The organism is Streptomyces fuscigenes (genome assembly GCF_021556455.1).
In the GTDB taxonomy this organism is placed as follows: Bacteria; Actinomycetota; Actinomycetes; order Streptomycetales; family Streptomycetaceae; genus Streptomyces; species Streptomyces fuscigenes.
Genome location: NZ_JAKGCV010000786.1, coordinates 1 through 1,174, shown reverse-complemented (window position 1 = coordinate 1,174; position 1,174 = coordinate 1). Strand labels below are relative to the sequence as shown.

Annotated in this window: 2 protein-coding genes; one reads left to right on the top strand and one right to left on the bottom strand. The window is 78.1% G+C overall.

Annotation, left to right across the window (positions count from 1 at the left end; genetic code table 11):
* Positions 1 to 488 (top strand): class I SAM-dependent methyltransferase (locus L1885_RS28545; RefSeq protein WP_505016798.1); only part of this gene is annotated, 488 nt, incomplete at its 5' end.
* On the opposite strand, the gene L1885_RS28540 is transcribed toward L1885_RS28545, so the two are convergent.
* Positions 485 to 889 carry a PPOX class F420-dependent oxidoreductase gene (locus L1885_RS28540; RefSeq protein WP_235800032.1) on the bottom strand — a complete coding sequence of 135 codons (405 nt, stop codon included), beginning with the start codon at positions 887 to 889 and terminating at the stop codon, positions 485 to 487. The two genes, L1885_RS28545 and L1885_RS28540, sit on opposite strands and share 4 nt — an antisense overlap.
* Between the last annotated feature and the right edge of the window lie 285 nt (positions 890 to 1,174).

The window sequence follows — 1,174 nt, the reverse complement described above, 5'->3', positions numbered from 1 at the left end:
CCGACGCCGACGCCGCCGCCGTCGCCTGTGCCCGCCGCAACCTCGCGCCCCTCGGCGCGCAGGTCCACCGGGGCGACCTGTTCGGCGCGCTCCCGGCCCGCCTGCGCGGCCGCGTCGACGTGCTCACCGCCAACGTCCCCTACGTGCCGACCTCCGAGGTGCCGCTGCTGCCGGGCGAGGCCCGCGACCACGAGCCGCTGCTGTCCCTCGACGGAGGCGGGGACGGCCTGGCCGTGCTCCGGCGTGTCGCGGCCGGCGCGCCCGGCTGGCTGGCCCCCGGCGGTGTCCTGCTCAGCGAGACCAGCGAGCGCCAGGCCCCCGCCGCCCTCGCGGTGTTCGCCGCCGCCGGGCTCACCGCGAGCCTCGCCGAGGACGACGACCTCGGTGCCACCGTCGTCCTCGGCGTCCTGCCCGGGGCCGGTCCCGTGGCCGCGACCGGGCAGGGCGCCGGGAACACCGCTGGGCCCGGCCCCGGGAGCCCGGCCTAGAGCGTGTCGACGATCTTCTCCGGGGTGATGCGCACCGCGACCGTCCCGCTGGTGCTCGCACCCGACGAGAACTCCCCGTAGGGCTTGCCCTCGTAGGCGATCGACAGGCGGTCGAGCAGCGCGGGGCCGGCGTCCTCCGAGAGGGTGGCGGTGCCGCGCACCTCCGCGTAGGTGTACGGCGCCGCCGCCGGGTTCAGCAGGACGGTGATGCGCGGGTCCCGGCGCAGGTTGGACGCCTTGCGCGAGCCGGCACCGGTGGCGAAGACCAGGTCGTCGCCGTCCCGGCCGAGCCACACCACGGCGACGTGCGGGGTGCCGTCCGGCAGCAGCGTCGCGACCTTCGCGAAGGTCCTCGCGCCGTCGACGAGCCGCCTCAGATTCTCGGAGAGTTCCGCTGCCATGCCGTGCCCCTTCCGCCGGCCGCCAGGCCGAGCCGTCACCCTGTGTGATCGGTCGGTCGCGATTCTAGGCACAGGAGGCGCCGCCGGCCCGCGCCCGGGACCGCACGTGTCGGCGCGTCGACCGCGCGGCGCAGTGCCGGGCTCCCCGTGCCCCTGCCGGGGCCGCGCCAAGTGGCCCGTGCCCGCCGTCGGCGCCGGGCCGCCCGCGTCAGGGCCGGACCGCCGTGACCAGCCAGGCGGCGGTGGTCAGACGGACGCCCGCCGGCCCCTCGTGCCCGGCCAGCG